General features: G+C 36.4%; 17 protein-coding genes. 9 read left to right on the forward strand and 8 right to left on the reverse strand.

What is annotated here, in order from left to right; all coding sequences use genetic code 11:
- Positions 1–22: 22 nt before the first annotated feature.
- Entirely contained in the window at positions 23–2,881 is a 2,859-nt protein-coding gene (locus AC27H3_RS12715; protein ID WP_487106730.1) for a response regulator, read from the reverse strand.
- A gap of 572 nt (positions 2,882–3,453) precedes the next feature.
- Complete coding sequence (locus AC27H3_RS12720; RefSeq protein WP_487106731.1) at positions 3,454–6,330, reverse strand: response regulator; 2,877 nt, start codon at positions 6,328–6,330, stop codon at positions 3,454–3,456.
- 313 nt (positions 6,331–6,643) lie between these two features.
- On the opposite strand from AC27H3_RS12720, the gene AC27H3_RS12725 reads away from it, so the two are divergent.
- Complete coding sequence (locus tag AC27H3_RS12725) at positions 6,644–7,438, forward strand: ion transporter (RefSeq protein WP_487106733.1); 795 nt, start codon at positions 6,644–6,646, stop codon at positions 7,436–7,438.
- Positions 7,439–7,899: 461 nt separating this feature from the next.
- On the opposite strand, the gene proB is transcribed toward AC27H3_RS12725, so the two are convergent.
- On the reverse strand, positions 7,900–9,078 hold the full coding sequence (gene proB, locus AC27H3_RS12730; RefSeq protein ID WP_487106735.1) for a glutamate 5-kinase: 1,179 nt from the start codon (positions 9,076–9,078) through the stop codon (positions 7,900–7,902).
- Between the two features lie 391 nt (positions 9,079–9,469).
- Between proB and AC27H3_RS12735 the strand changes: the two genes are divergently transcribed.
- From AC27H3_RS12735 to AC27H3_RS12745, 3 genes are all read left to right on the forward strand, one after another.
- Entirely contained in the window at positions 9,470–10,249 is a 780-nt protein-coding gene (locus AC27H3_RS12735; RefSeq protein ID WP_487106737.1) for a pyrroline-5-carboxylate reductase family protein, read from the forward strand.
- A gap of 250 nt (positions 10,250–10,499) precedes the next feature.
- Positions 10,500–11,768, forward strand: a complete 1,269-nt coding sequence (locus AC27H3_RS12740) for a glutamate-5-semialdehyde dehydrogenase (protein ID WP_487106738.1) — start codon at positions 10,500–10,502, stop codon at positions 11,766–11,768.
- A 420-nt stretch (positions 11,769–12,188) separates the two neighbouring features.
- A complete protein-coding gene (locus AC27H3_RS12745; protein ID WP_273313902.1) occupies positions 12,189–13,526 on the forward strand; it encodes a sodium-dependent transporter in 1,338 nt (445 codons plus the stop codon).
- Between the two features lie 346 nt (positions 13,527–13,872).
- Here AC27H3_RS12745 and AC27H3_RS12750 read toward each other — a convergent pair whose 3' ends face one another.
- From AC27H3_RS12750 to AC27H3_RS12760, 3 genes are all read right to left on the reverse strand, one after another.
- Complete coding sequence (locus tag AC27H3_RS12750) at positions 13,873–15,063, reverse strand: GGDEF domain-containing protein (RefSeq protein WP_487106740.1); 1,191 nt, start codon at positions 15,061–15,063, stop codon at positions 13,873–13,875.
- Between the two features lie 100 nt (positions 15,064–15,163).
- The gene (locus AC27H3_RS12755) at positions 15,164–16,612 is read right to left on the reverse strand and encodes a DNA recombination protein RmuC (RefSeq protein WP_487106741.1); all 1,449 of its coding nucleotides are present in this window, start codon (positions 16,610–16,612) and stop codon (positions 15,164–15,166) included.
- Positions 16,613–16,809: 197 nt separating this feature from the next.
- Positions 16,810–18,336, reverse strand: a complete 1,527-nt coding sequence (locus AC27H3_RS12760; RefSeq protein ID WP_487106743.1) for a fumarate hydratase — start codon at positions 18,334–18,336, stop codon at positions 16,810–16,812.
- 176 nt (positions 18,337–18,512) lie between these two features.
- Here AC27H3_RS12760 and pabB point away from each other — a divergent pair, with 176 nt between their 5' ends.
- The 3 genes from pabB to AC27H3_RS12775 all read left to right on the forward strand — a co-directional run bounded on the left by pabB (position 18,513) and on the right by AC27H3_RS12775 (position 22,202).
- Positions 18,513–19,991 carry an aminodeoxychorismate synthase component I gene (gene pabB, locus AC27H3_RS12765; protein WP_487106744.1) on the forward strand — a complete coding sequence of 493 codons (1,479 nt, stop codon included), beginning with the start codon at positions 18,513–18,515 and terminating at the stop codon, positions 19,989–19,991.
- A gap of 80 nt (positions 19,992–20,071) precedes the next feature.
- The gene (locus AC27H3_RS12770) at positions 20,072–20,650 is read left to right on the forward strand and encodes a CoA pyrophosphatase (RefSeq protein WP_487106746.1); all 579 of its coding nucleotides are present in this window, start codon (positions 20,072–20,074) and stop codon (positions 20,648–20,650) included.
- A gap of 175 nt (positions 20,651–20,825) precedes the next feature.
- Positions 20,826–22,202: an L-serine ammonia-lyase gene (locus AC27H3_RS12775; RefSeq protein WP_487106747.1), complete on the forward strand. Its 1,377-nt coding sequence runs from the start codon at positions 20,826–20,828 to the stop codon at positions 22,200–22,202.
- Between the two features lie 188 nt (positions 22,203–22,390).
- On the opposite strand, the gene cysB is transcribed toward AC27H3_RS12775, so the two are convergent.
- Positions 22,391–23,365: an HTH-type transcriptional regulator CysB gene (gene cysB / locus AC27H3_RS12780; RefSeq protein WP_085305543.1), complete on the reverse strand. Its 975-nt coding sequence runs from the start codon at positions 23,363–23,365 to the stop codon at positions 22,391–22,393.
- A 263-nt stretch (positions 23,366–23,628) separates the two neighbouring features.
- Between cysB and AC27H3_RS12785 the strand changes: the two genes are divergently transcribed.
- Together AC27H3_RS12785 and AC27H3_RS12790 are read left to right on the forward strand one after the other, a co-directional pair.
- The gene (locus AC27H3_RS12785) at positions 23,629–24,393 is read left to right on the forward strand and encodes a hypothetical protein (protein WP_487106748.1); all 765 of its coding nucleotides are present in this window, start codon (positions 23,629–23,631) and stop codon (positions 24,391–24,393) included.
- Between the two features lie 50 nt (positions 24,394–24,443).
- On the forward strand, positions 24,444–24,836 hold the full coding sequence (locus tag AC27H3_RS12790) for a ribosome recycling factor family protein (protein ID WP_487106750.1): 393 nt from the start codon (positions 24,444–24,446) through the stop codon (positions 24,834–24,836).
- A 28-nt stretch (positions 24,837–24,864) separates the two neighbouring features.
- On the opposite strand, the gene AC27H3_RS12795 is transcribed toward AC27H3_RS12790, so the two are convergent.
- Entirely contained in the window at positions 24,865–25,866 is a 1,002-nt protein-coding gene (locus AC27H3_RS12795; RefSeq protein WP_085305292.1) for a GGDEF domain-containing protein, read from the reverse strand.
- Positions 25,867–26,409: the final 543 nt, after the last annotated feature.

Genomic DNA, 26,409 nt, shown 5'->3' on the forward strand with positions numbered 1-26,409 from the left:
AGTATTGTAAATAGAGCAGCTATTACCACAGCACTTGGTCTATCTCATTAAGCAATTCTTGGGTGTACTTATTAATATTATCGCTGTTATTATTTTTAATTGCTGTTTCTAAATTTATAGCATGCTTAGACAGCTCAGAAAAACCAAACATTTGTGCAGCGCCGGCAATGCGATGCGATAACTTTGAAAGCTTATCATTGTCTTTATTATTAATATGCAAAATAAGATCTTGCTGCTCTAACACTAAGTTAGATTTAAATTCTTTAACTAAATCTGACATATCAACTTGATCGAAGCTTTCATTTACCTGTTCTTCGGTGAGACTGCCGTCATAGTATTTTGCTATGGTAGGTATAAATACATTTCGCTCAATAGGCTTAGACAAGTGACCATTAAAACCTAATGATAAATAGTGTGCTATTTCGTGCGACATGGCGTTGGCGGTTAAGGCAATAATCGGGGTTTGATAACCTTTCTGGCGTAAAATTTTAAACGCTTCAATACCGTCCATTTCAGGCATTTGAATATCCATTAGTACTAAGCTTGGTTGATGCTGCTGAAATAGCGTAATAGCTTCATAACCATTACGTGCGGTTATAACATCTAGCCCTATTGAGGCAAGCAAGCGAGCAATAAGGCGACGGTTGTCGTTGTGGTCTTCTGCCAAAAGTATGGTACCTTGCAATTGTAGCTCAACTTTACCTTGAGCTATTTGGTTCGATGATATTTTTTCTTCGCTACAATGCTCACTGATACTTGCATTACAAGGTAAGCTAAAAACAAAAACACTGCCTTGGTTTAACTCACTCTCCACCTCAATTTCTCCCCCCATAATTTTGGCTAATTGATCAGATAAACATAAACCAAGGCCTGTGCCACCAAAACGTCGATTAATACTACTGTCGCCTTGAGTAAAACTTTCAAATAAGTTTTGTAACTGTGAGCTACTCATACCGATGCCACTGTCGGTAATTTTAAACACTAAATGCGTTTCACTCTGACTTATTTTTAATTCGACATGCCCTTTAGGCGTAAATTTAATCGCATTAGCACATAGGTTGATCAAAATTTGTTTGACCCGAAAACCATCAATATCGATTAAAAATGGCTGAGGCAAGCAATGTACAATGTCGAATGTTAAGCCTTTAGACTTAGCTTGCAAAGAAAACATATTAGCGAGCTCTTGCAAAATGTTATGTAAGTTTTGCCTTTGTATTTCAAGTTCTATTTTGTTCGCTTCAATTTTACTTAAATCGAGAATATTGTTGGTAAGTTCCAATAAATGTAGGCTGTTACCAAGAATTATTTCCACCTCTTTACCGATAAACTCCTCTTCAACATCGCCATCAATAATAGCTTCAGCTTGTCCAATAACTGTGGTCAACGGGGTTCTTATTTCATGACTCATATTCGCTAAAAACTGGCTCTTAATATTATTGGCGTTTTGCAACTCTTGCATCAAATATTCAAGCTCGGTGGTACGTTGTTTAACTTTTGTTTCAAGCGCGCTTTTAGAACGACGCTCAATAATACGGTGGGTTATTAAAAAACTTATTAATAACGTTGCAACAACGGCAATAATAATAATGGTTCGGGCTTGTGTTGCACGTTCTATTTCAAGCTCTTGCAAACGTTTTTGCTGTTTTAACTGTTGAACCTGTTGCTTAAGTTGCTTTGAATTAAATAAGGCTAATTTGGAATTAAGTTCGCTATTCGACAATTCAAACTGTGATTTTAAAAAATCATACTGACTGGATATTGCTTTATAATTTTGATGGAGGGCTGCGTATATTAGCGCTTGTAAAGAAAGGTTATATTGTATTTGGTCTTTATTTTTTCGCTTTACTGCAACGACGTTGGACTGCTCTACTAGCTCAAGTGCAGACTCATAATTCCCTTGATAAAAGTTAGCTTTAGCTAGGCTATATAACGCTCCTGCATAAGCATTGTTATGCCCTTGTTCAACACTTAGTTTAATCCCCTCTGTTGCATAAGCTATTGCTTGATCGGGGTTTTTAAGGTCGTTATACAATTCAGCTAGATTATGTAAGATTGTAGCAACATAAAAGTTGTATTTATTTTTACGAGCAGAGTTAAGTGCTAAAAGCAAATAATGCTCTGCTTTTACAAAATCCCTTTTATGCCGATAAGAAGTACCTATGTCGCCATAAGCCATAAGAAGGCCGCGAATATCTGCAATTTTAGTACGCATCTCTATTATGTCGAGATACATAGATATAGCAATATCGTAACGCTTTAATTCTAAATGAAAGCCGGCAATATTATATTTAACATCAATTTTATCGGCTTCGCTTCCGTACTCCTGATATATTTTTTCAGCTTTTTGGTAGCTAAGTAACGCATTTTCAAATTCACTCGTAATGGCATGTACTAAGGCTATATTATTGTATAAATTGGCTTGAGCAATAGGTTCATTAATGGTTAGGTAATAATTTAGTGCTTGTTGATAAGCGCTTAAAGCTAACTCATTATTACCATTGTAATAGGCATGAACTCCTACCCTTTTATAGGCGTCAGCTTCAAGTCGGTTAAAGTGAAATTTTTTGGCTAGCTCTTGTTCTGTTTGAGCAACAGTGATGGCATTTTCTAGTTGGCCTAGTTGCTGTAGCACTCTGCTTTTAGTTGCTAATACAGCCAGCTTATTGAGTATCGGTAATGAATTATCTTCGCTTAGGGTGGTAATTAACTGTAAAGCTTCATCATTATCCTTCATGTTTTCAATCGCTAGTAGCCGTTGATTGAAGTTGTTTTCTCTATCAGGAAGTGAATCTTTATTTTGGCTATGTGCGGTAAAGCTGACGAAAAAAGTAACAAATAAAAATAATGCAGTAGTTAACACCCTACTATTGGAAATCGTCATCTATGACACCTTAAATACTTTATTTTTATTATAATTTAACTATCTGTAAGTTATATCACTTTACGTTTCTACTAACAATGCTGTACGAAAGCGGCATTGATATATTCACAATGATACCGTGTCAGGTTAAGTATTGTTTATTTAGCTCAATAACTAAAAGCTTGTTCTAAAGTTTACAAAGGTTCGCCAACAATATTTATAAGACGCATTAATAATTTTGATAAAAAATAATTAATGCGGGGGGCGTATACAAATAAATACGCTCGCATATTCTTATTTCTAAATGCTTTAAATATGTACTTCCCCCTGGTTAAATAATTCACATATTGTTAAATAACCTGAACTCTGGATAAGCAGCACTTGCTCAATGTTCCCTTTTAATCCATTTTCTGCGTTAAAACGTCGATAAATAGCCCGCTATTCATAAACGTTTTGCCTTGGAAATGGCATAAAATGAAGCATTGATGATATCTATTCGTGATGTTCACCTGGCTATAGCATTTACTTTATTACCTAAGCTTTTGGTTCACTTGAGTTTCAAGCACTCATTATCCAGAGTTCAGGTTAAATAATTACCATAATACTTGGTCTATTTCGTTAAGTAGTTTTTGAGTATATTCATTAACTTCTATACTTTTATTATTCTTAATAGCAGCTTCTAGTTTAATAGCATATTGAGAAAGTTCAGTAAAACCAAACATTTGTGCTGCACCAGCAATACGATGCGATAGTTTTGAAAGCTTATCAAAATTTTGATTGTTGATATGTAGTATTAAATCTTGCTGCTCTAATACTAAATTCGATTTAAACTCTTCAGCTAAATCGGTCATATCAACACTATTGAAACCTTCATTCGCTATTTCCAGCGTAATGCTACCATCGTAATACTTTGCAACTGTGTTTATAAATACATCTCGTTCAATGGGTTTCGATAAATGATTGTCAAAACCTAATGATAAATAATGTTCTATTTCATGAGACATAGCATTAGCAGTTAGTGCGATCACAGGAGTTTGAAAGCCTTGTTGACGCAAAATTTTAAACGCCTCAATTCCATCCATTTCAGGCATTTGTATGTCCATTAATACTAAGATTGGATCATGCTGTTTAAATAACGTAATTGTTTCATGTCCATTTCGAGCGGTAATTACATCTAGCCCCAAAGAAGCGAGTAGCCTGGCTATAAGTCGGCGGTTATCATTGTGATCGTCAGCAAGTAATATCGTGCCTGATAATTTTTTCGGCGATACTACAGTGCTAATATCGGTATTCACATAAGTGTCAATTATCGATATTTTGTTCTCACTAAGTTGCTCATTAAATTTAGTTGTACAAGGTAAACTAAAAGCAAAAACACTGCCTTGATTTAGCTCACTTTCTACTTCAATTTTCCCTCCCATAATCTTAGCTAGCTGATCGGATAAACATAAACCCAGCCCTGAGCCGCCAAAACGACGGTTAATGCTGCTATCGCCTTGGGTAAAGCTTTCAAATAAGTGCTGTAATTGTAAGCTACTCATCCCGATACCACTGTCGGTTATTTTAAATACCAAATGGGTTGCCGTTTGGCTTATATTTAATTCAACATGCCCTTTGGGTGTAAATTTAATGGCATTAGCACAAAGGTTGATCAATATTTGTTTAACACGAACACTGTCAATATCGATAAGAAATGGCTCTGGTAAGCGATGAACAATGTCGAATGTTAAGCCTTTAGATTTCGCCTGCAAACAAAACATATTGGCCAACTCTTGTAATATGTTGTGCAAGTTTTGGCTTTGTATTTCAAGCTCAATTTTGTTCGCTTCAATTTTACTTAAGTCGAGAATATTATTGGTGAGTTCTAATAAATGTAAACTATTACCGTGGATAATACTCACTTCTTTACTGATATAAGCTTCTTCAACATCGCCATTTATTATCGCTTCAGCTTGACCAATAACCGTGGTTAACGGTGTTCTTATTTCATGGCTCATATTCGCTAAAAATTGGCTTTTAATATTGTTAGCGTTTTGCAATTCTTGCATTAAATATTCAAGTTCAGTGGTGCGCAATTTAACTTTTGACTCTAAAGCAATTTTCGAACGATTCTCTATGCCACGCCTTGCTACCAAAAAGGCAATAACTGAGCTCGCTACAACAAGAATAATAACCATTAAACGTGATTGAAACGACCCTTCAAGTTCAAACTGCTGTAATAATTTTTGTTGTTTTAATTGCGCAACTTGTTGCTTAAGTTGTTCAGAATCAAAAAGTGCTAATTGGGTGTTAAGTTGATTATTTTCTAATTCAAGTTGTGTTTGTAAAAATGCTCGGTGGGAAGCAACGGCCTTAAAATTTTTATTCTGTGCGGCATAAATAAGCGCTTGCAACGACAAGTTAAATTTAAGCTGCTCTTTGTAATCTATTGTTTCTATTACCTTAGTAGAATCTTCAATGTGCCGTAGCGCTAACTCATATTCACCTTGATAAAAATAAGCGATAGCCAAACTATATTTAGCACCAACATAAGCAGAGCTATGGCCTTGCGCAAGCGCAAGTGTAATGCTCTCCTGTGCGTAATTTATCGCCTGGTCAATATTATGAAGAAAATTATTTAATTCGGCCAAATTATGTAATGTTGATGCGGCGTTATAATCATCTTTATTTTTCCGATGAAGGCTTAATGCTAATATCATGTAATGTTCAGCTTGTTGATAGTCTCCGGCATTTTTATAAGATGAACCTAAATCACTATAAGCTTTGGCAATGGCGACTTTATCTGACGTTTCAGACAGCTTTTCAATAATGTCATAATACATGGGTATTGACGTATCAAATCGCTTTAAGCGTAAATGCAAATTAGCAATATTACTTAGCACATCAATGTTATCTTGCTTACTGCCATATTTTTGATATATAGGCTGAATTTTTTGGTATATAGCCAATTCCCGTTGATGTTGAGAAGTTCGACCATAAACTAAAGCGATATTATTGTATAAATTTGCTTGAGCAATGGGTTCATCGAGGGTGAGGTAATAATTAAGTGCTTGCTGATATGAGAGAAGTGCCAACCGGTTTTTGCCATTATAATAAGCATAAACGCCCACTCTTTTATATGCATCGGCTTCTAGTCGAGTTAACTCAAATTCGTTTGCTAATTGCTGTTCTTGTTGTGCGACTTTAATCGCGTTTTCAAGCTGACCTAATTTATGCAAAATTCTCCCTTTACTGGCTAAGGCAGAAAGCTTTTCTAATGTTGACAGCCTTTCATCTTCACAAAGCACTGTAATGATATTTAAGGCTTTATTTTGGTCTTCCATTGCCTCAATGACTGACAATTGCTGGCCTAAATTTTTACCTAAATATTGAAATGAATGCTTACTTTGGCTTTGTGCAGAATTATTAATTAAGAAGCTGAAAAGTATAATAAGCAAGTAGAAGAAAAATGTTCGGTGAGGTACTGCCATTCATAACACCTTAAAATGCAATTTTTTATTATCAATAGCGTTGTTTTTTTTCAGCGATAAGCTGTAATTTATTATTTCAATTGATAAATTTATTTTTTATAGGTCATTTATAGCATTTTAAAATTGTACTAACAACGCTATGGCTATCTCGATTATAGATTGGCTTAGTGGTGCAAATTGTAAAAAAATGTAGCCTTAACATTTTTCATAAGTTGTTACTAAAAATTTTAACAAAATCTTAGCTAAAACCACGACAAAAAGCATATAATCCGACACCTAAGCTCTTTAAAACGAATTGAATTTAATTACCTCAATGTATCAAAATATTAAAACGACTTTTACTAAGTTAAGAAACAATAAGATTTTCGAGTTGTCGGTGATCTGTGTGATCATAATTTCTGCGCTTGAAATTGGCGCAAAAACCTTCCCTCTTTCCAATACAGCTGTCTCTGTGACATCAGTACTAGATACATTTATCACGCTGTTTTTCTTATTTGAAATATCTTTACGCTTCCTAACAGAAGAAAACAAAAGGCATTTTTTTAAATCAGCCTGGAATGTCTTCGATACGCTTGTTGTGGTAATAAGCCTTATACCTATTAATGACTCTGAAATGGCCTTACTCGCAAGATTAGTGCGGGTATTTCGCGTATTACGTATGGTATCTGTAGTACCAGAGCTGAGAATATTAATAAATTCATTGATAAAAGCCATGCCGCAATTAGGTTATGTTTTGCTGCTCATGTTTATTATCTTCTACATCTATGCTGCTATCGGTAGCTTCTTATTTAATGCGATTAATCCAAAGTTATGGGGCGACATAGCAATATCAATGTTAACACTTTTTAGAGTGATGACCTTTGAAGATTGGACCGATATTCAATATGAAACAATGGAGGTATATCCTTATAGCTGGATTTACTATATGACCTTCATCTTTTTCACCGCATTTGCATTTTTAAACATGGTTATTGGTATTGTTGTGAACGTTATGGAAGAAGAACGCTCAAGAGAGAAAAATAAAACTGAGCCAACTTTAGGCGAGCTAAAACAAGAAATAACTGAGCTCAAAAACCTTGTTATTCAACTTAACGATAAAACTAAATAGGTTCGCTTATTTAGTACAACCAATGGTGTAATGTAGGCTTATACCAATTGATTTAATGAATCGATCAATTTTAAACGAGGATAAATTTTCAGTAGCAAGGCGCTTGATTGATTAGGGCATGGATGCCCGTAAGTAGAACAATGCAGGAGCAATTGTCGAGCAATAGCAGGCTATTGGGATTGAAAGCAACGTAGATACTGGATAGTTAAACCGCTTTAGAATGATCGATTGTTTATATCAATTGGTATTATAAAGACCTTAAGTGTTATTAGTTTAAATCTAGTAAGTAAGAAACCCAGCGAAGCTACTAAATTGGGGTTATTACGAACTGCATTTTACAGTGCTTTAAATCTAGAGGCGTAAAAATTTAGAAGTGTAAAGAGTTAGAAGCTTAAAAATTAAGGCCGCTGTTAATCAAATCAACAGCGGCCCTAACGATATTTTTAAATCAGCGTGTTCTATTATTCACTTTGAACGGGTTCATCCCAAGAAAGATGATGATCACCTAAAACAACTAAGTTTTCACTATTGATCAAACGCTGTGATGCCGTATATCCAAGTATGGTCTTTACTGTTTCATCTGGACGGCTTGAAATAATAGCGGTTTCATCTGATGAGAAGTTACATAAACCACGAGCGACTTCTTCACCTTTCTCATCATATACATGCAGTACATCAGCTCGTTCAAAATTGCCATGAATTGAAACCACATCGTGACAATAAAACCCGTCATCGCCACCAAGCAATGCGTCTGCTACTTCTTGTTTTATAACTAGGCTGCCCGCCATTTGAAGACGATCTGTTAACCAAATATTCCAGGCAGAAGATGGTGATGAATGCGCAATACACTTAGTATGTTTACGTTCACCATTTAATACGCCTGTTACAGGTGCTTCCATGGTTCCTCGGGCAATAATGGTAGTACAACCCGCATTTTGCGCCATGTTTGCCGCTTGTAATTTTGTAAGCATACCGCCAGTTCCTAAAGAACTTGTACCGCTAGCAGCTTCCATGTAACTACTTACATCTTCAATAGACTCTACGAAAATAGCACCTTCTTCAGAAGGGTCGCGGTCATAAACACCATCTATACAAGTAAGAATAAATAATTGCTCAGCGCCGATCATTTGCGCTACTTTAGCGGCTAGTCGGTCGTTATCACCAACACGAATTTCTTCGGTGGTTACGGTATCGTTTTCATTAACGATTGGCATTACACCTTGTTTGATTAAACGATGAACCGTGTTTTTAATATTAAGGAATCGACGTCTGTTTTCCAGATCATCTAGGGTAACTAAAACTTGAGCAATATCAAAACCATACTCTAATGCTATTTGCTTGTATGCGTGCATTAAAATAGGTTGCCCGCAAGCAGCGGCCGCTTGTTTATCTTGAACACTAGCATTTTCAATTGTGCTGCCAATGGTATTTAGCCCTAAAGCTACAGAGCCAGATGAAGTTAATACAACTTCATAGCCTTGGTCGCGAAGATTAGCAATATCGCTGAGTAAGCCGTGCATAAAAGCAAAGCTAGGGGTTAAGTTTTTGACATTTGCTAGCAGGCTAGAGCCGACTTTAATAACTATGCGAGGTTTGTTTCGTGGTTTACTTTCTGATTTTGGTTGTTCAAATGTGGGCAAAATGACTCCGTACTTTGATTAATTAAAATAAATAACTGCACTGGCGATAACATTATCTTATAAAGCTTGATGCTAAAGGAGCTACAATTATTCTCTGCAAACTTTCTCTAACTCGATTGTCGTTGAGTAATTTTCTTAACACTTTAAAGGTTTACTGAAACTTTCCATGTTAAATAAGAAAAAAAGGTCTAAAAATGTTGAAAAAAAACGTTATTAATTGACAACAATCGACAAATGAGTTTGGAGATCATATACTAATCACCCTTTTTTTTCAATTGAACTTAAAATTGTCTCATGAAACTTGAGCTTTTTAGCTTTCAATAAAGTTTACTTTCAGTGCATATAAATTATTTATGATGCTTTAAAAGTGAGCTAAAACAATAGGAGATTTATGTCTTTACTTATGATTGGTTGTGGGAAAATGGGCAGTGCTTTACTGACTCGCTGGGCAACCTCTACAGATCAAAATATTACTATCATTAATCCTTCATTAGTCAAAGCACCTGCTGGTGTTAACGTTACACAAACCCTTGAAGAACTTTCTGGCCAACGTTTCGATTTTGTTGTTATTGCCATTAAGCCACAATTAATAGCGCATGTACTGCCTGCTTATCGCCCTTTTCTCAAAGATAATGCCTGTGTAATTTCTATTGCTGCTGGCTACCCGGTTGCCTCATTAGAAAAACTCATCGGCGAACGTGCTATTATGCGCGTAATGCCAAATTTACCGGCACAAATTGGCCGTGGTGTTAGTGGATTATACGCTAATGCTAACTGCAGTGATGCTCAGTTAACCGTCGCAAAACAATTAACAGATGCGGTAGGTTATACACATATTACTGATAGCGAAGATGAACTTGATAGAGTAACGGCGGTTGCCGGAAGTGGCCCTAGCTATGCTTTCGAAGTAGCTCGCTGCTGGATTAACTCAGCGATTAACCTTGGTTTTTCACCGAAAGCAGCTAAAGCTTTGGTGCTCAACACACTGGGCGGTTCAATTGAGCTAGCCATAAAAAGTGAAAGTAATATTGAAGAATTGCGAAACGCTGTAACCAGTAAAAATGGTACGTCTCAAGCAGGTCTAGATACCTTAATGAAAAGCTCAACATTAGAAAACTTGCTTGAATCAACAGTGCTATCAGCCTATGAACGTGCAGTTACTTTGAGGTAAAGATTAAATAAATTACACGTTATTATACGTTGTTTAACTCACACTTTTAATCAGCAGTCATTTAATAGAACATTCTCAACAGTATGCTAAAAAGCCATATTGTTATTTTAAATAAACTGAATTTTTAATATTGTTTTTAACAATTTTTAAGTATAAATGTTATTAATAATCAATCAAAAATTGACACAATTCAAACACATTGAATTTTACCAAACAGTTTACAAGTAATCGAAAAGAAACAGGAAATTTTATGTCAGACAGTACAGCGAACGATATTGAAACTATGATCAACACCCTTGGCAAACAAGCTAAAGCAGCAGCAAAGGCGCTGGCAAGTGCAAGCACTGAACAAAAAAATCAAGCATTAACCGTAGCGGCTGATGCGCTACGCCAGAATACCCCTGCTTTACTTGAAGCAAACGCACTTGATGTACTCAGTGTTAAACAAGCGGGAAAAGCTGACTCTTTTATTGACCGATTAAAACTCACGCCTGAAAGAGTTGAAGCTATGGCGGTTGCTCTTGAAGATATTGCAAAGCTACCTGATCCTGTTGGCCGTTCATTAGCTGAATTTGATCGTCCAAATGGGCTTAAAATAACCCGCGTATCAACACCCATTGGTGTTATTGGTATGATTTATGAGTCTCGCCCTAACGTTGGTGCAGATGCAGGCGCTTTATGTTTAAAGTCTGGTAATAGTGTTATTTTACGCGGTGGCTCTGAAAGCCTTAACTCAACACGTATTATTGTTGATTGCATGGCTACAGGCTTGCGAACAGCTAATTTACCATCAACATGTATACAGCTAGTTGATACTGATGACCGCTCAGCCGTTGCTGCTTTATTACGTTGTGCTGACTATGTAGATTTAGTAATCCCTCGTGGTGGTCGTGGCCTTGTTGAGTTAGTCAGAAATGAAGCTCAAGTACCAACATTACTGCATTTAGATGGTAATAATCACATTTACATTGATAAAGATGCTGATTTAACCAAAGCCTTGAGCGTGGTTAATAATGCTAAATTACGCAGAACCGGAGTTTGTGGCGCAACTGAAAGCTTAGTTGTAGACCAAGCAATAGCGAATGAATTTCTGCCTCAACTTGTTAACACTCTCCAAGATTGCGAAATTAGAGGTGATAAAACAGCACAAGCTTGTGACAATAGAATTATTGCAGCTAACGACGCTGATTGGGGTACTGAATACCTTGATGCCATTATATCTGTCAAAGTTGTTTCAGGATTAGAAGAGGCACTAAACTTTATTGATGAACATTCATCAAAACATACCGATGCCATTATCACAGAAAACGAAGATACCGCAGAAGTATTTATGCGCGCCGTTGATTCAGCTATTGTTATGCATAACGCATCAACCCAGTTCGCCGATGGCGGTGAGTTTGGCATGGGCGCCGAAATAGGTATAGCTACAGGAAAAATACATGCACGTGGCCCTGTTGGTTTAGAACAATTAACAATTTTTAAATATCGCGTAGCTGGTCAAGGACAAATCCGTCCTTAAAGTTTATATCACGTTGATTAATCAGCTATTCGCTTTAATAGGTAAAATAAAAATAGCACAATAAATTAACTAAATAGGTATTGGCTTTGCTCAACACTATAAACGGAAAACGTAAAGTGGGTTTACCATAAACGTTTTCCGTTTTTTTTATGCTATAAAATAATGCCTATGCTCTGCCAAAAGACACGAGTAAGCCGAAATAAATACATACATTGTCAGTATTACTGCCTGATAAGTTCATTAATGATGGGCATGATACATTTCATTTTTGACTAATTTATTCTGCCATTTGCATATATCTCTGGGTAATTTACGAGATTTGGAATATCTAAGGCAACTAATCGTTAAAAACGCTTTGCTAACGAGTCTGAACTAGGTAAGCTCAAACCAAAGAATTAACCACAATAATAATTATCATTTATGAGCAATATTAGAGATTCATTTCATTCGCGCATTGGCTTCGTGCTTGCAGCAGCAGGATCAGCAATCGGACTAGGTAACATTTGGGGTTTCCCTACTCAAGCAGCAAACAATGGCGGTGGTGCATTTTTATTTGTTTACCTTGTCGTGACGATTTTATTGGCATTTCCAGCGCTTTATGCAGAAGTGTATATTGGTAACCAAGCCCAAAAAAATCCGGTTTCTGCATTAGAAGATGCTTGTAGAGGCACCTCACCTAAACTGGGTAAATATGCAGGTTTAATTGGTTTATGTGGCGCAATTATGATGTTGAGTTTTTATACCATAGTTGCCGGCTGGATGCTCTCGCATGCAATATCGCCGGTAGCTGAATTACTTGGCTATCATGAAACCTCACAATGGCTTGCCACTTCAAGTACCTCACGAAACTTAATGTTTACGCCAATATTTATATTACTGGGTGCGGCTATTATTCATCAGGGGGTTAACGCCGGCATAGAGAAATGGTCATCACGATTAATGCCTGTTTTGTTGATCATGTTAGTGGCACTGATCATTTATATACTGCAACAACCCGGCGCAGAAAAAGGCTTAAAAACCTATTTAATTCCAGATTTTACGCAGGTGACTAATCCGAAGTTAATTATATCGGCAATGGGACAAGCCTTCTTTTCATTGTCTATTGGTGTAGGTGGCATGATGATATACGGTTCTTATATGAAAAAAGACCGTGATATAGGTAAACTCGCTATTTCGATTACCGCGCTTGATACCTTCATCGCTTTTATGGCGGGCTTATTAATTATCCCTGCACTATATGTAGCAGAAGCCGCTGGGCAACAAGTGTTTCAAGGCGACAAATTAATTGGTGAAGGTCAGTTAATATTCAACATTTTACCAGAGCTTTTTAACTCTATGGGTAGCATTGGTATGTTGGTGGCAATTGGCTTTTTCTCGTTATTGTCTATTGCCGCACTAACTTCGACAATTTCTTCAACCGAGGTTCCTGTGGCCTACCTAGTTGAAGAAAAAAAACTTTCTCGCCCTAAAGCAACTTGGTTGGTTTCAGCGATTGTACTCGTTGCTAGTATGACCTTAATCGCATTTTTTGATAGCCTTTTTGGTTTGGTTATTCGACTACTTACCACTATTTTACAACCGTTAAGCTGCCTCTTTTATTTTATAGTGGTTGGTTGGTTATGGAAACGCGGTAATAAATTGCGTGATGTGTCTTTGCAAGAAGGTAGAAAATGGCTACCAATTTGGGGCAATTATTTACGTTTTGTTTGTCCGCTGTTGTTAACCATTGTTTTTGTTAATGTCGCAATTTTAAACTAAAAAATGGATTGTTTTAGAGCAAAATTAATAACTTCTTCATTGAGGTGAAAGTATTATATCAATTGGTATTAAATCGCCTTAAAACAAATACCCCAAAATAATTACTACAAAAAAGCCCGAAATAATTAGGTTATCTCGGGCTTTTTTATGTCAGATTTATACCAAATGTAATAAGTTTTTGACGATTTAAACCGCCTTAAAATGATCGATTATTTATTTCAATTGGTATTACTTGCTGATTAATATCAAAACGTATTGCTAATCATTCTTTAGGCTCAACTATTTAAAGTATAAACAATACTGCTAATGTAGTTTTAATCAATTAGTTGCCTTGGTATGTTTAAACTTATTCACTCACGTTATTACGGCCAGATTTTTTCGCTCTATAGAGAGCTTGATCAGCTAACTTTAACGTTTGATCAAAACTTAATTTTGATTTTCTCGCGGCAAGCCCTATAGAAATAGTTACACTGACCGTTTTAACTTGGCTATTTTTCTTTTTAGAACGCGCTTCTTTAGTTTTACGCTGCTCTTGACGAATAACAATGTCATAGTCTTGCACCGCCTGCCTAACCGCTTCTAACGCCGGCAGAGATTGTTCAATGGTTTTACCTGGAAATACAATCGTAAACTCTTCACCGCCATAGCGAAATACTTTGCCTGAGCCTTTAACTTGTGCCAGCTTACTTGCCACTAATTTCAACACCTGATCGCCAATATCGTGACCATAGGTATCGTTAAATTTTTTAAAATGATCAATGTCTAACATGGCCAAGGTATATTTTCGCCCTAACGATAAAGACAATTGATTAAGCGCTCGTCTCGAAGGCAAGGTTGTTAATTCATCACGATATGCTAAAAAATAAGAATCAACGACAACCGCAAACAAATAATGCATTAACATCAAGGTTAATAACACGCTCCACGGTAATGTAACTAACTGATAGTATTGGCCAAGCCAAATACAAAAACTTGTTAGCAATGCTGTCGTTACTAAACTTTTTTCTCTTAAAAAACGCCAAATTAGTAAAAGCGAAAAACACGCTAATGGTAGCTCTAACGTTAGGTACTTTAACCAAGGTTCAAGCCACTTAATCGCAATTAATTCGCGGACAAGAATATCAGCATTATCCGACCAAACATAACTGCCCCCTATAACAACTAGGATCAGAATTAAGCGGTAAATGCCATGAACTGACAATAAACCTCGATCTTTGATCACACTTAATACCGCAAACACAGCTGCACCAACAAGAACTAACCATGGGCCGTTAGAGAACACCCAAGATTGCCAAGGGACATCATGCGACAAGGTGAGATAAAAAATAAAAAGCGTGATAGCAGCTAAAGCGAGACGACTGCGATTGAAGTAACTAGCAAGTATAATCGTAATGCAAAATAAACCATATAACACTTGCTCTATAAGATTAATTTTTGCAAACCAGTAATGTTGAAATTCACTAATAAATATAAAGGCAATACAAAAAATAATTAAGCTGACAATGCTATTTCTAAAACCGCTGAAAAACTGAATCAAGCGTAACTCCAAGATATAATGTCGAAAAGTGCGAGCTATACGCTGCTAACATCAGCAGCTAAACGTTAATAACAATATTTTATTGAACAAGGCTTTGCAGTTAATCTGAAGATAATGCAATACCTGATTCTTTTTTTTCTTGTTTCAATTCTACCTGCTCTATTTTCTCAAAACGACTACTAATTTTATCGGCCGAGGTATGTATTTGCTTCACGTCACTGGCGGCTTGATCTATATGTTTTGCTAAATTTGCGAAACGCCCTTTAAAACGAGCGAAATCTGCAGAAAGATGTGATAAATGCGCTTGAATAACATGAATTTGTTTCCGGGTTGCTTCATCTTTTAGCACTGAACGCGCCGTTGTTAAAATCGCCATTAAGGTTGTTGGCGAAGCTAACCAAACACGCTTTTTATTAGCATAATCAACCAAATCACTATGGTGCGCATGAATTTCGGCAAAAATAGCTTCAGCCGGAATGAACATTACCGCGCCATCAGCCGTTTCCTTTTCAATTAAATATTTAGCACTGATATCATTAATGTGTTTTTTAATGTCGAGCTTAAATTGGCGTTCAGCCGCTTTTCGTTCAAATTCACCTAGCGTGTTATCAGCCATTTTTTTGTAACTTTCGAGAGGGAATTTAGAGTCAACCACCACATTCCCTGTTGGCGCAGGTAAAAATAAAATACAGTCGGCTATTTTACCGTTTGACAAGGTGTGCTGTAGCGCGAAGTGCTGCTCTGGTAAAACATTGCGAATTAAGGCATTAAGCTGTACCTCACCAAACGCTCCACGCGAACGTTTGTCTGACAATACTTCTTGTAAGCTAACCACATTAGTAGAGAGTTCAGTAATTTTTTTCTGCGCGTCATCAATTAACGCTAAACGCTGGAGAATATCATTAAAGGTTTTAGTGGTTTTTTCAAAGCCATCAGCTAATCGTTTTTCAACTTGGCCACTAATATCTTTCAGGCGGTTATCTGTTGAAACGGTAAGTTCATCAATTCTTTTCGCCATTTGCTCACTGGATAAATGCAAAGACTTAGCCATTTCTTCACGACCAAGTTTGGCCGTTTCAGTAAGTTGGGTGATAAGTTGCTCGGTAGCTTTACGCTGATTATCGCTAAAAGCAAGATGGTGCTCGTATAAGGTTTTTTTCAACGCTTCATTGTGGCTAAACAATTGTTGTACTTGTTTTTCACCTTGCTCACCATGTTGGCGTAATAGTTTTAATTTAAAATCTGAAATTTGCTGTTCAAAGTAAGTTTTTAGCTCGCTTTGTTGAGTAGCTAACTGTTGATGATTAAAGTTTAATTGCTGCTGCAGCTGTTGTTGATGACGGGTATTTACTTCATAGCTCAGGTTTACTTTATCGGTTAACTGTTGCAAAAGTTGTTGCTGTGCATTAAATGAGTTTTGCTGAGTTTTAATTTGCCTTAGCAGTAGCAATAAAATGATAACAACGCTCACCAACAACACTAACGCAGTAAAGATTAAAATAGGGAAGTTTTCTAATGCTAACCATGGAGAATTAAATAAAGAAGTCATTACGCAGCCAAACACTGTAAATATGAACAGTTATTAAAGCATACTTTATTGATAAGGTTAATAGTTATTTACTTTATGTAGGTGGGTAATGAAATAATATCTCGCATAATAGTCTTTGCTACTTTGAATAAATTAATGACATAAAAAAACGCCCATAATGAGCGTTTTTTATTGCTAGTAAATGACTAAATTAGCATTTACTTACCTTTTAATTTACTGTCAAGATCTTCAATTTTTGCTTGCCAAATAGCAGGGCCAGTTACATGCGCTGACTCACCTTGGCTATCAACAGCAACTGTTACAGGCATATCTTCAACTACAAATTCATAAATGGCTTCCATCCCCATATCTTCAAAAGCAACAACTTTCGCTTTCTTAATTGCTTTAGATACTAGATATGCTGCGCCACCAACGGCCATAAGATAGACCGATTTGTGATTTTTAATAGATTCAACAGTTTCAGGACCACGCTCTGCTTTACCAATAGTACCTAACAAGCCCGTTTGAGAAAGCATCATTTCAGTGAACTTATCCATACGAGTTGCTGTTGTTGGGCCTGCAGGACCTACTGCTTCTGTTCCAATAGCGTCAACCGGGCCAACGTAATAAATGAACTTGTCGGTGAAATCAACCGGCAGTTTTTCGCCCGCTGCTAACATTTCTTGAATTCGTTTATGCGCGGCGTCGCGACCCGTTAAAATAGTACCGCTAAGTAACACGGTTTCACCTGTTTTCCAGTCGCTAATATCTGCTTTTGAAAGCTCATCGACATTAACTCGGCGAACATTTTCGCCAACTTCCCAAGTAATTTCAGGCCAATCTTCTAGTTTAGGCGGTGTTAAATCTGCTGGGCCTGAGCCGTCAAGATGAAAGTGTACATGGCGCGTTGCAGCACAGTTAGGGATCATTACAACCGGTTTAGAGGCAGCATGTGTTGGTACCGACATAATTTTAATATCAACAACCGTTGTTAAGCCACCTAGTCCCTGAGCACCAATACCTAATTTGTTTACACGATCGTAAATTTCTAAACGTAATTCTTCTTCAGCATTCTCTGGACCACGGTCAATAAGCTCTTGAATATTTACCGGTTCCATCAAACTTTCTTTCGCTAAAACACCGGCTTTTTCAGCCGTACCACCAATGCCTATACCTAACATGCCTGGTGGACACCAACCTGCCCCCATTGTTGGTAGCGTTTTAACAACCCAATCAGCAATAGAGTCACTTGGGTTTAGCATCGCCATTTTCGATTTATTTTCACTACCGCCGCCTTTTGCTGCGATCATCACTTCAATGTGATCACCTGACACCATCTCAATATGCACTACAGCTGGTGTATTATCTTTTGTATTAATACGTTTACCCGCAGGGTCTGCAACAATTGAAGCACGTAATGGATTATCAGGATTTAAATATGCACGACGCGTTCCTTCATCTACCATTTGTTGTACTGTTAAATCAGTATTGTCCCACTGTACAGCCATACCCACTTTTACAAAGCAAGTTACAATGCCAGTATCTTGACAGATAGGTCGTTTACCATGAGCTGACATACGCGAGTTTATTAATATTTGCGCAATAGCATCTTTAGCTGCCTGACTTTCTTCTTTATGATACGCCTTTTCTAGCGCTTGAATAAAATCTAACGGGTGGTAGTAAGAAATATATTGCAATGCATCTGCAACGCTTTCGATTAAATCTTGTTGTTTAATAATAGCCATAACGGTCTCTTTTTTATTAATTGGGCGCGAGAAAAGTTGAAAGTTATAAATTTGCCGATATCATACCTTGCTTGTTAAATAGCTACCAGTATCAAATGGTCTATTAATTTACATTGTAATATTGTTAAGATATTTAAAGTCTTGTTATAAAGCCAATGGTATTCGCTATAGGTATAATGACTAAATATAAATTGTGTGAGAATACTTTGCCAGCCAAACCAGTAAATAAACTATCAAGTACATTATCAGCTAAACCGTTAACAAATATATTAGCGTTTAATAGCCAATCTCTTTTTGCCTCTATTGCCGATCAGCCTTGGGCTATGTGGTTAGACTCTAGTGAAAGTGAGCATATTGATAGCTGTTACGATATTTTAGTTTGGCAACCTATCATCACAGTAACTACCTTAGATAAAATAACCACGGTTAAAAATCTTCACACTAATAAACAATATCAAAGTGATCAAGACCCACTATTAATTGTGCAGCAAGAACAAAAGACGTGCTTTATTAACATTAAGCTACCGTCAATTGAATTACCATTCAAAGGTGGAGCTGTAGGTTATTTTTCTTACGATTTAGGTAAACGTTTTGAAGTAATAAAACAAAAAAATAATAAAGACATAGCTATACCCGAAATGTCTGTTGGTATTTATCAACAAGCGATTATTTTTGACCGAAAATCTCAACAAGTTTGGTTGCTATGCCTTGACGAAAAAAGATCAGAAATAGAAACACTTATTAATGATTTATTAAGTAAAAACATTAACAGCGATAAAGTAAGAACCGAAAATTTACACCAAACTGATTTTCAACTTACCACACCTTGGCAGTCAAATATGCAGCCTGAACAATATCGCGAAAAATTCGAACAAGTGCAAAACTATTTGCTCTCAGGTGATTGTTATCAAATCAACTTAGCACAGCGTTTCAGTGCACAATATACAGGTAATGAATTTCAGGCCTATTGCGCATTAAGGGCAGAGAACAAAGCTCCGTTCTCTGCTTTCCTTCGCTTTGAAAATAGTGCTATTTTAAGTATTTCGCCTGAACGCTTCTTAAAATTAGTTGATAATAAAGTACAAAGTAAACCGATTAAAGGTACTCGTCCTCGCCATGAAGATGCTGCAATCGATCTAGCCAATGCTGATGAACTCCAAAATGCCAGCAAAGATAAAGCAGAAAACTTGATGATCGTTGACTTATTGCGTAACGACATCAGTCGAGTTTGCACTCCGGGTTCGGTCAAGGTCCCAGCATTATTTGTTATTGAAAGTTTCCCAGCAGTACATCATTTAGTCAGTACAGTAGAAGGCGAACTAAACCCAACATATGATGCTAATGACCTACTTCGAGCAGCATTTCCTGGTGGTTCAATTACAGGCGCCCCCAAAATAAGGGCAATGGACATTATTGAAGAGTTAGAGCCCCATCAACGCAGCGTTTATTGTGGCTCAATTGGTTATATATCTGCTTGTGGCAATATGGATACTAGCATAACTATTCGTACCTTAGTTTGTCATCAACAACAAATTCACTGTTGGGCAGGCGGCGGTGTGGTGATAGATTCAAACGTTGACAGTGAGTACCAGGAAACTTACGATAAAGTGAATAAAATTTTACCGATACTAAGTAAGTTAAACTTGTCAGAATAACTATAAGAAGTTTATTTACTGAAGCTCTCATCAATTATTTCCTGCTATCGCTATAGCTTTACTTAAGTGACAAACGTTGTATGACAAAAGAAGAATTTATTCAGCGCTTTCAAATGCAATCTTTGCCTGTTTCAGCGCATAAATTTCGTTATCAACAACAGTTAAAAAATGCAGCTGTATTGATCCCTATTTTGAGTTATAACAATCAGCTAGAAGTAGTATTAACGAAACGTGCTAGTCACTTAACTCATCACCCTGGGCAAGTGAGTTTTCCAGGCGGAAAAGTCGAAAAGTTTGATCTAGATATAACCGCAACAGCGCTGCGCGAAACACATGAAGAAATAGGGCTAGAGCCTTCTTGTATAGATGTTATTGGTCAACTTCAGCCTTATCAAACCATTTCAGGTTACGAAATAACGCCTATCATTGCGATGGTTTCTAACCAAAAAAGTTATCACATTGACAAAAATGAAGTAGCAGAAGTTTTCCATGTGCCTTTAACACACTTTCTACACCGAAAACATCATGTTCAAATACCTGTATATCATTATGGTGAACAACATAATGTACATTTTATGCCTTATAAAAAATATAATATTTGGGGCGCAACCGCCGCCATGTTACATGATTTAAGTACCCTACTAAATCAAGACAATTAATCCCGCTTAGGCTATGTCATTCATTGAGTTATTTTACAGCCTAGTCATTAAATTTAGCTATAATACATTCCACCTAAATATACATTTTGTTATCAATGCTGAATTCTTTCAGCTACAATAACCGAACAAAATTTTATTTATTTCTACATTTAACAGTATTTATTCAGGTTTTCTTATGATTAGTGTATTTGATATGTTTTCAATCGGAATTGGTCCATCCAGTTCTCATACCGTTGGTCCAATGAAAGCAGCAAAATTATTTGTTGATAACCTTAAAGCTGAAAATAAGCTATTTGAAACAGATCGTATTAAATGTGAGTTGTTTGGTTCATTAGGACAAACAGGTATTGGTCATGGTACTGGCAAAGCAGTTATTCTAGGATTAACAGGGGAAAGTCCAGAGACTATCCCTGTAGACTCTATAGAATCTATACTAGCTGATGTAGTTGCAAGCGAAAAAATCAACCTAAACATGGAACATTTAATCTCGTTTCCTAAATCGAACGCTATTATTTATCACCGAAGAAAAACCTTACCTGCACACGCTAACGCAATGACATTTTTTGCATACAGTAATGATGTGGTGATCTTTGAAGAAACCTATTATTCGATTGGTGGCGGCTTTATTGTTAAAGACTGCGACTTTGAGAAAGAAAAAGATAAAGCATTATCAACCCATGCCAACATTGACCGCCCACATCGATTTTCTAGCGCCGATGAACTATTGAAACTAGCGAATGAAAAAGGCCTTAGTATAAGTACTATTATGATGGACAACGAAAAATGTTTGCAAGACGAGTCAAGCATACGTTCAGGGCTTATAGAAATTTGGGATGCTATGAAGGCTAGTATTTCTCGAGGCATAGTAACAGAAGGAATATTACCCGGTGGTTTAAAAGTTACGCGAAGAGCACCCGCATTACATAGAGCGCTGTGTGTTGAAAAAAATACAGACCCTCTTTCAGCAATGGATTGGGTCAACTTATTTGCTTTAGCAGTGAATGAAGAAAATGCCGCTGGTAGTAGAGTGGTAACAGCACCAACAAACGGCGCTGCAGGCATATTACCTGCGGTATTGTCTTACTACGACAAGTTTATTAAACCAGTTAATGAGCAAGACTGTATTCGTTACTTATTAACAGCAGCGGCAATTGGTATTTTATACAAAACCAATGCGACCATTTCAGGTGCAGAAGGTGGTTGCCAAGCAGAAGTAGGTGTAGCATGTTCAATGGCCGCAGGTGCACTAACCGAAATAATGGGTGGCACACCTCAACAAGTAGAAAACGCTGCAGAAATTGGTATGGAACACAATTTAGGGTTAACTTGTGATCCTGTTGGCGGTTTGGTACAAGTTCCTTGCATTGAGCGAAACGCTATGGGCTCAGTAAAGGCAATTAACGCTTCTCGTTTGGCTCTTAGAGGCACAGGTGTACAGAAGGTATCATTAGACAAAGTAATTAAAACTATGTGGGATACAGGTAATGATATGAAGACTAAATATAAAGAAACATCGCGCGGTGGTTTAGCGGTTAATATTACAGAATGTTAACGTTTTAAGTTAATAACTTAAATACAATAATGCATTCGGTATTTATAAACATAGTGTGTTTAATCTTATCAACTAACGTCGAGTTATAATGCACTGTAATTCGCCCAATATTCCTCTTAAAAAACAATAAAAAACCGTATTTAGAATACGGTTTTTTTTATGATGTAACTTAATCAGTTGCCTATCTATTAACGCATAGGTAATTTAATGTTGGCAAACATTTCATCTATCTCAGCATTATTTTTTAATAAAATCGCTTTTGTCACTAAATCACGATTTAAGTGCGGAGCAAAACGTTCAATGAAGTCAAACATATAGCCTCTTAAGAAGGTGCCACGCCTGAATCCAATTTTAGTCATACTCGGGCTAAATAAATGGCTCGCATCTATAGTAACTAAATCATTATCTAACTTAGGATCCATTGCCATAGTAGCAATAACACCAACCCCAACACCTAAACGCACATAAGTTTTAATAACATCTGCATCAGTAGCAGTAAAAGCAATTTTCGGTTCAACACCTATTTGATTGAAAGCAATATCTAACTCTGAGCGTCCGGTAAAACCAAATACATAAGTCACTAAAGAGTACTGTGCAATATCTTCAATAGTAATGTTCTGTTTAGTCGCTAAAGGATGATCTGCTTTAACAATAATACTGCGATTCCAGCGATAACAGGGCAACATTACTAAGTCATTGTACAAGTGCAAAGACTCTGTCGCTATAGCAAAATCTGCATCACCTTTGCTTGACGCATCGCTAATCTGTGCAGGTGTCCCTTGATACATATGTAAAGATACTTTTGAGTATTTTTTCATAAAACCCTGAATAACTTCAGGTAAAGCATATCGTGCTTGAGTATGGGTTGTCGCAATACGGAGCTTACCTTCATCTGGCTGAGTATGCTCTCGAGCAACAGCTTTAATTGCTTCGACTTTAGACAAAATTTCTGTCGCGATGTTGATCACTTCATTACCCGCAGAGGTAACATGGGTCAAGTGTTTACCGCTTCGACCAAAAATTTGAATACCAAGTTCGTCTTCAAGCATTCTAACTTGCTTGCTGATACCAGGTTGTGAGGTAAAAAGACTTTCAGCCGTGGCAGAAACATTTAAATTATTATTGAGTACTTCGACGATATAACGGAGTTGTTGCAGCTTCATAATTATCATTCAGAGTTTTCTTAGACGAAAAATATATACTTAATTGCACATTTATTCCATATTTTTTTAAAATTTGCGTAAATAATATTCTAAATTCACCTATATAGACTTAAATCAGATCGCATTAATGAACGAATAAAATCAAACTAAGCTAACCATTTAGAGAAATAATCAAAAGAAAACGCTTTGTGCTTTGCTTCACCTAACAATTTTTGTAAACTGCTGTATTAGAATTTGTATTTTCAAAAAACTGAGTATTAAACATGGGCATTATCATCGCTTTAATTATCGCTTTAATTATCATTGTAGTGGTAGTGAGTGCTATACAGCAGCATAAAGAAAAAGTAGAGCAAGAAAAGCGCGGAAAAGCAGCTAAACAAAAAGCTATTATTGATGAAACAGAAGAGCTTCTACTAAGTATTGCTAATTTACCTAGCAACCCAAATTTAGTTGTTATATTAAATAATCGAAGCCTAAATGCTGCAAAAACCATGGCGGAGATATTGCCTGAGAATAAACAATTAGTTGCTCGAGTAAAAGAAATGGAAACTCGAGTTAATGCGAGTAAATCTAATAAAACTGAAGCCGCAAGCGAGCAAAGTTTTACCTTACCCGACAGTGAACAACAACTTGTTAGCGTTTTACAGTGCATAAAAAAATTACGAATAACATTAAAGTCTGAGCAATCTAAAGGCAACTTAGATCCACAAACTTTTACGCAAGAAGATAATAAGCTATCTGCAATGCAACTTAAAATAGGTGTCGAAACCTTACAAAAAAGAGGCATGATCGCTTACCAAAAAGAAATGTTAGGTTCATCAAGACAGTATTTAGAGAAGGCACTTCAAACAATCGCTGAAAACCCAATTCAAACCGAGTATTGCACGGTAAAGAAACAAGAAATAAGCAATATACTTGAAGAAATAACCTCCGCTTTAAAAAATACTAATGCGAAAGATGCCGCTAAAAAAGCAAAATCTGAAGAAGATGATTTAGATTTATTATTCCAGCCAAAGAAAAAGTGGTAAACAAAACACTGAAGTAAAACCAATAAATACATTGGTTTTACTTCTAGCTAATGATGAAAACACCTAAAAGCAACATTCCTTATATAACGCTACCGTCTTTTTTACGTCGAGTATTAAAAGCTTACGCACTTAAATCATTAATAAGAGGGCAAGGTTGCGAGCTTAATCGTATCGGACGCTCACGCAATTGGCAGTTAAAAGCTACTTTCGAACAACTAGAAAATATAACCAGCCTCATAGAACAAAGTGAAGAATCAAGTTGGCAATGGGTTGCTGTTCATATATCTAAACAGAGTAAAAACTTAGGCTTTGATATGTTATTAACGATTGCTAAAAAGAATTCAGGAATTACTGTGTCAGAGTTAATGCAACGCACGGATTGTACCATAGCAGAAGCTAGAAGAGTTATTGATGTATTAGAGTTTGGCGAAAGCTCGTCATAACCTAGGCAAATCACGAATTACACCAAAATCATAAGCACACGCTTCTATTCCTGCCACTGTTTTTAGCTTGATACAAAGCGGTATCCGCTTGTTCAAATACTGCAGTCCAATTTAATTCTTCTTGGCGTTCAGCAATACCAATAGATACTGAAATTTTGGGTAAGTAAGCTTTAGAGTCTCGTTGCATTAACTTTAATTGCGATATGGCTAGCCTAATTTTTTCTGCTACCTCATGCGCTTGCGACATAGTTTTATTAACCATCACAACAATAAACTCTTCCCCGCCAAAACGAACAGCAATATCTTGAGCTGAAATTGATGTTTTAATTACTTTCGCAATGCGCTCTATAACCTTATCACCAATAAAGTGACCGAATTGATCATTTATATTTTTAAAATGGTCAATATCAATTGCTAACGATGAGTGGACTTGTTCTATATCGAGCTCTTTTAGCTTTATATCACAGCCACGTCGGTTATATAAACCAGTTAAAGAATCTAGTATTGCCTCATGACGTGCCGCCTCAAGCTTTGCTTTTAAGAAACTAACTTCGCCACAAGTGCGTGTTAACTCTAGAGAAAGATCACTATGCTGTTGCTGTGAGGCAGTTATATTGTTCATTAAAAATGAAACAATATTTTGCATGGATTTATGGTATTCATGTTTAGTTAACGCTTTTTCAGCTTTTTTTAGATTTGAAGCTACGGTTTTATCACTGTCGACTTGTAGATTAATTTTTTCTAACGTTGCTGTTAATGACTTTTCAATGGGATCTAATATTTGCTTATCAATGGCATGAGAATTAGAAATGTACTTTTCAAATAGGCCTTCAATAAACGTTAAGTCGACTTCTTGAAATGTTTGAACATGCCTTTCCAGCTCTGCACTTAGTTTTTCATTACGGTTACTAATGTGTAGATATATGACCGAATAATTAACTGGGCTTGGTGGTATTTGATAATGAGATAAAAATTCATTAGTTGATGCACTGTACTTCAGTGCCTCATCAAAGTTATCTTTAATAAGCACAAGCGCTCCTTGAGAGTCTATGTTTTATTATTATTGTTTAACAACACAGTCCCTGAGAGATTGCGCTATTAAAGTTAGAATATCTAAATTCAATTCGTTCAACAAGTAATAAAAAATTTAACTTATCATTCATCTTTATACTAATGATTAAATGGTTAATTATTTCAGCTTAAAATTGTTGGCAGGAGATGTGGGGACGAGCTGTAAGATTTAATACCAATTGATTTAATGAATCGATCAATTTTAAACGAGGATAAATTTTCAGTAGCAAGGCGCTTGATTAAGCAATAGCAGGCTATTGGGATTGAAAGCAACGTAGATACTGGATATTTAAACCGCTTTATAATGATCGATTATTTATATCAATTGGTATAAGTAAGTTTAGTCAAAGCTGTAAGTTCTAAGCTGTCAGCTTTCAGTAAAGATCTATAAGTGACTTTAGTCTTGAAACTGACAGCTGACAGCTCAAAACTGATAGCTATATTTTTGTTTTTCAAACGACAGAAAGCAAAAAACCCGTAGCGTTAGCTACGGGTTTCTCTA

It is taken from the genome of Colwellia sp. NW0002-52-1, assembly GCF_057550865.1.